The organism is Acidovorax sp. JG5, assembly GCF_017939685.1.
Taxonomy (GTDB): Bacteria; Pseudomonadota; Gammaproteobacteria; order Burkholderiales; family Burkholderiaceae_C; genus Acidovorax.
Genome location: NZ_JAGKSE010000042.1, coordinates 1 through 8,563 on the forward strand (window position 1 = coordinate 1; position 8,563 = coordinate 8,563).

The following is an 8,563-nucleotide window of genomic DNA, read 5'->3' on the forward strand; positions in this document are numbered from 1 at the left end:
CACGAATTCACACGATCGTATGAGCGATTGTCCCATGGCTGCGCTACGCTTCGCCCATGGACACTTTGATTCCCGCCTTCCTGCGCCGCCAGCGCAACCAGCGACGTCTGACGCTGGAGATGTTGTCGACGTGTGGGCGCTGATGGCATCTCCCAACCCGGCCCGCTTCACGACCCTGACAAGCGCTGGCGGCTCGATCACCGTCGACACCTGCCCGAACGCCTACACGAACCTCAACGGCCGGCTTCCCGCGCAACTGACCCGCAGTCCTCGCGCGGCGCCCGCGTCACGCGCCGGCCCGCACCGAGCTGCTGCGCGACCAGCAAGGTGACCTGCCGGAACGAGCGGACCGCCGGCATGTCTTCCTTGGACCGCAGCCATCCCAGCGCCACGTGCACCGGCTCGGGCGCGTCGACGATCTCGAGGAGGTGAACGCCCCGCGGCTGCAGGTTGCGCGCCGTCCCGGGGATGATCGCCAGCCCGATGCCGGCCCCGACCAGCCCGGCCACCGTATGGATCTGGGTGGCTTGCTGCACCACCCGCGGGGTGAAGCCGGCGCGCTCGCACATGGCCACGATGCGCGAGTGGAACAGCGGGCTGCCGCGGCGCGGGAACATCACCATCGGTTCGCCCTCGAGCTCCTTCAGGCGCACGGCCTTGCGCCGCGCCAGCCGGTGCTTGTGCGGGACCGCCACCAGGAACGGGTCCTCCAGCACCGCCTGCACCTGGACTTCGGAGGGCGCCGGCTGCGGCCGCAGCACGCCGACGTCGATCACGCCGCGCGTCAGCGCCACGTGCTGCTCGGTGATCGGCATCTCGTGCAGTTCCAGCTCGATGTCCGGATACAGGTGGCGGAAGCGCTCGATGATGGAGGGCAGCAGCCCGTAGGTCGCGGAGTGGATGAAGCCCACGGACAGGCGCCCGCACTCGCCGGCGCCGGTGCGCCGCGCGTCGATCGCGGCGCGTTCCACCTCCTCGAGGATGAGGTTGCTGCGCTCCAGGAACAGCTGGCCGGCGGGGAGCAGTTCCACCCGCCGCTGCGTTCGCCGCAGCAGGGGCGTGCCGATTTCCCCTTCCAGCTGCTGGATCTGGCGCGACAGCGCCGGCTGCACGATGCACAGGCGGGCCGCGGCCCGCCCGAAGTGGAGCTCCTGGGCCACGGCCTGGAAATAGCGGAAGTGCCGGAGGTCGATCATTCCTGATGCCGCGCAAGTATCAATGGAGGCCCAATTATATATTGGACGGATATGGTGGCCCCGCGGGACACTGGCCCCCGCGTTGCCGTGCAAGCGGCAGCCAGCAACCCGATCGAACAAGGCAACCGAGACAAGCATGACCTCCTCCATCACCTCCTCCATCACCTCCTTCAGCTACCACAACCCCACGGCGATCGAATTCGGCTGGGGTGCGCTGGCGCGCCTGCCCGAGCTCGTGAAGAGCGTCGGCGGCCGGCGGGTCCTGGTGGTCGGCGATCCCGGCGTCGCCAAGGCCGGCCTGGTCGAACGGGTGGTCTCCGCGCTCGGTAGCGCGTTCCCCGTCACCATCTTCACCGACGTCGAGAGCGACCCGGACGCCCGCTCCGTGGATGCCGGCGTGCAGCTCGCCCGGTCGAAGGAGTGCGACGTCATCGTCGGCATCGGCGGCGGCAGCGCGATGGACGTGGCGAAGGTGATCGGCGTGATGCTGACCAACCCCGGCAACATCCGCGACTACAACGGCATGGGCAAGATCGGTCAGCCCGGCGCCCCCGTGATCGCCATCCCCACGACCTCCGGCACCGGCAGCGAGCTGACGATCTGGTCCGTGCTGTCGGACAAGGAGCAGAAGACCAAGTTCGGCGTCGGCAGCGTCCTGAACTGCGCCCGCATCGCCCTGCTCGATCCCGAGCTGACCATGTCCCTGCCGCCGGCCATCACGGCCGCCACCGGCATCGACGCGCTGACGCACGCGCTGGAGTCGTACGTGAACACGGCCACCCAGCCGATCTCCGAGGCGATGTCCGAGCAGTCCATGGCCCTGATCGCGCGCAGCCTGCGCCTGGCGGTCGCCCAGCCGGGCAACAAGGAAGCCCGCGCCGACATGCTGCTGGCCAGCACCATCGCGGCGATGGCGTTCAACAGCACCCGCCTGGGCCTGGCGCACGCCTTTGCCATGCCGCTCGGCTCGCGCTTCCACATCCCGCACGGCCTGGCGAACGCGATCATGCTGCCGGCGGTGATGCGCTTCAACCTCCCGGGCAACCTGGCGAAGTTCGCACGCATCGCGCAGATCTTCGGCGAGCGCACCGACGGCCTCAGCCTGCGCGAGGCGGCGGAGCGTTCGGTGATCGCGATCGAGCAGCTGCAGGCCGACATCGGCATCACCGCGAAGCTGGGTGACTTCCACATGACGGAGGCCGACCTGCACGACGTGGCCGCCGAAGCCATGCTGTCCGGCAACGTCGCGGTGAATCCGCGCAAGCCGACGCTCGAAGACATGAAGGCGCTGCTGCGCGCCAAGCTGTAAACACGACACCACCAAGAGAGACAGACCCATGGACATGCATACCTGGCTCGGCCAGAACATCGGCGGCCGCTACGGCAACTACATCGACGGGGAGTGGGAGCAGGCCGGCCCCGACGCCGTGGCCATCACGAACCCCGCGCGGCGCGACCAGGTCCTCGGCCACTTCGCCGAAGGCACCGCGGAAGACGCGGATCGCGCCGTCAGCTCCTCGCATCGCGCCTGGAAGGCGTGGCGCGAGGTGCCCGGCCCGGAGCGCGGCGCCATCCTGTTCCGCGCCGCCGAACTGCTGGAGAAGCGGGCCGAGGAGTTCGCCTTCCTCGTCTCGGCCGAACAGGGCAAGATCCTGGCCGAATCGCGCGGCGAGGTCGGCCGGGCGGTGAAGGAACTGCGCTTTGCCGCCGGCGAGGCCAGCCGCATGGAAGGCTGGACGCTGCCCAGCGAGAAGCGCAACGGCCTGGCGATGACCTTCCGCGAGCCGGTCGGCGTGATCGCCTCGATCGCGCCGTGGAACTTCCCGGTCCTGACGCCGGTGCGCAAGATCGGTCCGGCGCTGGCCTACGGCTGCACCACGGTGCTGAAGCCCTCCAATTTCACGCCCTGGTGCTCCGTCAGGCTGGTGGAGCTGTTCAAGGAAGCCGGCGTGCCCAAGGGCGTGATCAACCTGGTGCTCGGCTCCGGCCGCACCGTGGGCGAGGCGCTGGTCAAGCACCCGCTGGTGCGCGGCATCAGCTTCACGGGCTCGACCAGGACCGGCGGGGACATCAACGCGCAGGCGGGCCGTCGCATGGTGCGCACCCAGCTGGAAATGGGCGGCAAGAACCCCGCCGTCGTTCTGAGCTACGCCGACGCCGCCAACATCGCCAAGCAGATCGCGCAGGCCGCGTTCACCACCACCGGCCAGCGCTGCACCGCGGTCAGTCGCGTGATCGTCCTGCAAAGCCTGGCGGCCGAACTGGGCGAAGCGCTGGTCGCGGAACTGGCCGCCATCAAGGTGGGGCCCGCCTGGGATCCGGCCAGCAGGATGGGCCCGCTGGTCACCGACCAGCACCGCGCCTCGGTGCTGCGCAACATGGCCAGCGGCCTGGACCAGGGGGCCCGCATCCGCTTCGGCGGGCGCGTGCTGGAAGACGGTGAGCTCGGGCGCGGCAACTTCCTGGAGCCGGCGCTGATCGAGAACGTGTCGCCCGAGAACCTGCTGGCGAAGCAGGAGGTGTTCGGCCCGGTGCTGTCCCTGATCTCGGTGCGCGACGCGAACCAGGCCATCGAGGTGGCGAACTCGGTCGAATACGGCCTCGCCGCCTCCGTCTTCACCCGCGACGTCGACGAGGCGCTGCGCTTCGTGCGCGAGAGCGAGAGCGGCATGGTGCACGTGAACCACGGCACCAACAGCGAGGCGCACATGCCCTTCGGCGGCGTCAAGGACTCCGGCCTGGGCGCCTACTCGATCGGCCACAGCAACCTGGAGTTCTTCACCAACGTGAAGGCGGCCTACTTCCAGGGCTGACCGGGCACACGGCCAGGGCAGTGGCCGGGGCACGCCGGTGGAGGCCGGCGCGCCCGCAACCCGTAAGGGCCTGCCAGCGCATTTCTTCCCGTGAGACCAATTACTACTCGATGGAGACAACACAGATGAAGAAGGCAGATTCCCAGCTGCGCCCGAACCGGCGCCAGGTGCTCGCCACGATGGGCGCGGTGGGCGCCGTCGGCCTCGGCGGCGCGATGATCTCGCGGCCGGCGCTCGCCGCGCCGATCACCATCCGCTTCAACCACACCGACGGCATCGGCGGCGAGGCGTACCACTTCTCCGAGAAGCTCAAGTCCCTGCTGGCCGAACGTACCAGCGGCCGCATGGTCGTGCAGAACTTCCACTCCGGCCAGCTGGGCGCGGAGAAAGACATGTATGACTCGATGCAGATCGGTTCGATCGAGATGGGTCGCAGCGGCTCGCTGATCATCAGCGTCGCCGCGCCGCAGTACGGGGCGCTGGAGCTGCCCTACGTGTTCCGCAGCCAACAGCATCTGCGCAACGTGCTGGCCGGCCCGATCGGCCAGGCGATGCACCAGGACTTCCTGGCCAAGAAGGGCGTGCGCGTGCTGGGCATCGTGAACCGCGGCGCCCGCCAGCTCACCACCAAGAACCGCGCGGTGCGCACGCCCGCCGACCTGGCCGGCCTCAAGCTGCGCGTGCCGGAGATCCCCGTGTACGTGGCCGCGTGGCGGGCGCTCGGCGCCAGCCCGACCCCGATGGCATTCCCGGAGGTGTTCACCGCGCTGCAACAGGGCACCATCGATGGCCAGGAGAACCCGCTGGGCACCATCAACGGCAACAGCTTCCACGACGTGCAGAAATACCTGGTGATGACCTCGCACGTGCGCGGCAACGGCTGGATGGTCGCCAGCGAGCGCTTCTGGCAATCCCTTGCCGAAGCGGACCGCAAGTTGTTGCAGCAGGCCGTGAACGACTCGGTGGAGTACGCCGACGAGCAGATCGCCAAGCAGGAAGGCGAACTGCGCAAGACGCTGCATGACAAGGGAATGACGGTGATCGAGCCGGACCTCAAGGCGTTCGCGAACGTGGTGCTGAAGGAAGTGCCGCCCAAGTTCGCCGACAAGTGGAAACCGGGCCTGCTGGACGAGATCCTGAAGACTGCCGGCTGATCCCTACCCGCATCCGTTGACGGCGAGGCCGGCGGTGCACTTCCGCCCTCGGCCGCCCGTCAGCGTGCTCGCACGGTCAACTCAATCTCGTCACGAGGTCCAAATCATGCATGTCGAGGCATCTTCCAAGCCGCCGTTGGGTGGCAAGGCCGCAACCGGCGGCCCTCCTTTGAAAGCGGTGCGCCTTCTCTGGCGCTGGGGCGCTGAGACGGCGGTCGCCCTCCTGACCGCCGTCATGGTCGCCACCATCATGCTGCAGGTGTTCTGCCGATTCGTGCTGGGCGACCCGCTCTCCTGGAGTGAGGAGCTGGCGCGCTATGCATTCGTGTGGATCACGTTCCTCGGCGCGGCCGTGGCCTACCGCCATGGCGGGCACATCGTCGTGGAGACGGTGGTCGTGCTGCTCCCGCGCAGGCTGCAGGCGATCCTCGCCTGGCTCGTGGACGCGCTGATGGTCCTCGCCCTGGTGGTGCTGCTCGTGCAGGGCCTGAACATCGTCGAAGTGAACTCCAACGTCGAGTCGACCATGCTGGAGATCCCGATGTCGTGGGTGTACGCCTCGGTCCCGGTGAGCGCGGCGATCATGCTGGCCTACCAGGTCGAACGCACGCTGCTGCGCGCGCAAGGCAGGCTGGCGCTGGCCCGCAATCCCGGCGAAGGGAGCGTGGCATGACCTTCCTGCTGCTCGGGAGCACCCTGCTCCTGTTCGCCATCGGCATGCCGGTCGCGTTCGCGATGGTGGTGAGCGCCGGGGCCGCCTTGCTGTCGCTGGGCAACGTGCCGCTGATGGTGCTGCCGCAGCGCATCGTGACGGGCGCCGACAGCTTCCCGCTGATGGCGATCCCGCTGTTCCTGCTGGCCGGCAACCTGATGATCGGCGGCGGCCTCACCGACAAGCTGAGCCGGTTCGCCACCGCCATGGTGGGCCACTTCCGCGGCGGCCTGGCGCAAGTGAACGTCGTCAACAGCATGGTGATGGGGGGCATGACCGGCTCCGCCATCGCCGACGCGGTGTCCGACTGCAAGATCCTGGTGCCGGTGATGGTGAAGTCCGGCTACAGCGCCCGCTTCGCCGCGGCACTGAGCGGGGCCACGGCGGTGATCGCCCCGATCATCCCGCCCAGCATCCCCTTCATCATCTACGGCTCCATCGCGGGCGTCTCGATCGGGCAGCTGTTCCTGGCCGGTGCGATCCCCGGCATCCTGATGGGCGTCTACCTGATGGTGGCGGTCAACGTGATCGCGCGGCGGCGCAACTTCCCCCGCGGCGAGCGCCCCACCCTGCGCGGCATCGTCCACGCGCTGCGCGTCTCCGGCCCGCCGCTGATGCTGCCGGTGATCATCCTCGGCGGCATCCTGGCCGGCGTGTTCACGCCCACCGAGGCCGGGGCCGTGGCGGTGGTCTACGCGCTGGTGCTGTCGATGGTGTTCTACCGCTCGCTGGGCGCCGCGGACATCCCGAAGATCCTGCTGGAGACCGGCGTGCAGGCGGGCGTGATCATGCTCGTGATCGCTGCCGCCTCCCCGTTCAGCTGGCTGCTGGCCCGCGAACAGGTGGGCCAGGCGGTGGTGCAGCTGCTCGCCCACATCGGCGACAACAAGATCCTGTTCCTGCTGGTGCTGAACGTGGTGCTGCTCGTGCTCGGCATGTTCCTGGACGCCACCGCGATCCTGATCATCGTGGTGCCGGTGCTGGTGCCGGTGTTCGCCGCGCTCGGCCTCGACCCCGTCCACATGGGGGTGATGGTGGTCATGAACCTGATGATCGGAATGGTGACCCCACCGTTCGGACTGGTCATGTACGTGGTGTGCGACATCCTGAAGGTGACGATCACCGACTTCACCCGCGAGCTGTGGCCGTTCCTGCTGGCGCTGGTGGCGATCCTGCTGACCATCACCTACGTGCCGGAACTGGTGCTGTTCCTGCCGAAGCTGGCAATGCGCTGACGCCGGCATCGGCCGGCCGCTGCCGGCCCGTGCCCCTCACGCCCACGATACCGCAGCGGCATCGAACGGGCCCGCATTATGTATTGGACGAGTGGCCGGGCCGCCGCGACACTGCGAAGGCCCGGTCAAGGGGGCGCCGCGCCCGGCTCCCCAGACGAACACGAACGAAAATGCAGATCGATCCCTTATCCGACGGTGCCGCGACCGCGCAGCCAAGACCGATGTCCGACGAGCGTCCTTCCCCGCAGGCCGGCGAGTTGCCGGCGCGGCTGGGGCACATCCTGTGTCTCGACGACTTCGAACGGGCGGCCAGCCGCCACCTGCCGAAGCCGGTGTTCGCCTACATCTCGGGCGCGGTGGAGCGCAACTACAGCCTGCGCGCCAACGCGGCGGCCTTCGACCGCTACGAATTCGTGCCGCGCATGCTGGTGGGCACCTCCGCGCGCAGCACGGCGACCACGCTGTTCGGCAAGCGCTGGTCGGCGCCCTTCGGGATGGCCCCCATGGGCCTCTGCGCCCTGTCGGCCTACCGCGGCGACCTGGTGCTGACACAGGCGGCGGCGCGCGAGAACGTTCCGATGATCATGAGCGGCTCCTCGCTGATCCGGCTGGAGGAGGTCGTGCAGGCCAACCCGGACGCCTGGTTCCAGGCCTACCTGCCCGGCGACGAGCCGAGCATGATCGCGCTGGTGGAGCGCGTGAAGGCTGCGGGCTACCGCACGCTGGTGGTGACGGTGGATGCCAACATCGCCTCCAACCGCGAGAACAACATCCGCGCCGGCTTCTCCACGCCGCTGCGCCCCAGCCTCTCGCTGGCCTGGGAAGGCATCACCCACCCGCGCTGGCTGTTCGGCACCTTCCTGAAGACGATCGCCCGGCACGGCCTGCCGCACTTCGAGAACAACTACGCGCGGCGTGGCGCCCCCATCCTGTCGCAGAACGTGCTGCGTGATTTCTCCGACCGCGGCCACATGAACTGGAACCACTTCCGGATGATCCGACGCCTGTGGCCCGGCCACCTGGTGATCAAGGGCATCCTGGACGTACGCGATGCCCGCCTCGCGGTGGACAGCGGCGCCGACGGCATCATCGTGTCGAACCACGGCGGCCGGCAGCTCGATGGCACGGTGCCGCCGCTGCGCGTGCTGCCCGGCATCGTGCAGGCCTGCCCCGAGGTGCCGGTCATGATCGACAGCGACTTCCGCCGCGGCACCGACGTGCTCAAGGCAGTGGCGCTCGGCGCGAAGTTCGTGTTCGTCGGCCGCCCGTTCAACTACGCGGCGAGCGTGGCCGGCGAGGACGGCGTGCGCAAGGCGATCGGCCTGCTGCGCGAGGAGGTCTCGCGCAACATGGCGATGCTGGGCGTGAACGGCCTGTCCGAACTGGACGCGAGCTACCTGCTGCCAGCGCACCCCGTCTCCTGAACCCGTCCCCCGGGACAGTACATTCCCTC

7 protein-coding genes are annotated in these 8,563 nt (G+C 68.8%); 6 read left to right on the plus strand and 1 reads right to left on the minus strand.

The window, feature by feature from the left end:
* Positions 1 to 233 precede the first annotated feature (233 nt).
* A complete protein-coding gene (locus J8G26_RS18695) occupies positions 234 to 1,196 on the minus strand; it encodes a LysR family transcriptional regulator (RefSeq protein WP_142083078.1) in 963 nt (320 codons plus the stop codon).
* Positions 1,197 to 1,332: 136 nt separating this feature from the next.
* Here J8G26_RS18695 and J8G26_RS18700 point away from each other — a divergent pair, with 136 nt between their 5' ends.
* From J8G26_RS18700 to J8G26_RS18725, 6 genes are all read left to right on the plus strand, one after another.
* The gene (locus J8G26_RS18700; RefSeq protein ID WP_246881476.1) at positions 1,333 to 2,505 is read left to right on the plus strand and encodes an iron-containing alcohol dehydrogenase; all 1,173 of its coding nucleotides are present in this window, start codon (positions 1,333 to 1,335) and stop codon (positions 2,503 to 2,505) included.
* Positions 2,506 to 2,533: 28 nt separating this feature from the next.
* Positions 2,534 to 4,009, plus strand: a complete 1,476-nt coding sequence (locus J8G26_RS18705; protein ID WP_210570734.1) for an aldehyde dehydrogenase family protein — start codon at positions 2,534 to 2,536, stop codon at positions 4,007 to 4,009.
* Between the two features lie 125 nt (positions 4,010 to 4,134).
* Positions 4,135 to 5,163 (plus strand): TRAP transporter substrate-binding protein, encoded by a 1,029-nt coding sequence (locus J8G26_RS18710; RefSeq protein ID WP_210570735.1) that lies wholly within the window; start codon positions 4,135 to 4,137, stop codon positions 5,161 to 5,163.
* Positions 5,164 to 5,269: 106 nt separating this feature from the next.
* Positions 5,270 to 5,836 carry a TRAP transporter small permease gene (locus J8G26_RS18715; protein WP_210570736.1) on the plus strand — a complete coding sequence of 189 codons (567 nt, stop codon included), beginning with the start codon at positions 5,270 to 5,272 and terminating at the stop codon, positions 5,834 to 5,836.
* Complete coding sequence (locus J8G26_RS18720) at positions 5,833 to 7,110, plus strand: TRAP transporter large permease (protein WP_210570737.1); 1,278 nt, start codon at positions 5,833 to 5,835, stop codon at positions 7,108 to 7,110. The genes J8G26_RS18715 and J8G26_RS18720 overlap by 4 nt, the downstream gene beginning before the upstream one ends.
* 221 nt (positions 7,111 to 7,331) lie before the next feature.
* Positions 7,332 to 8,534, plus strand: coding sequence for an alpha-hydroxy acid oxidase (locus J8G26_RS18725; RefSeq protein ID WP_246881477.1), 1,203 nt, complete (start codon positions 7,332 to 7,334; stop codon positions 8,532 to 8,534).
* The last annotated feature ends 29 nt before the right edge of the window (positions 8,535 to 8,563 follow it).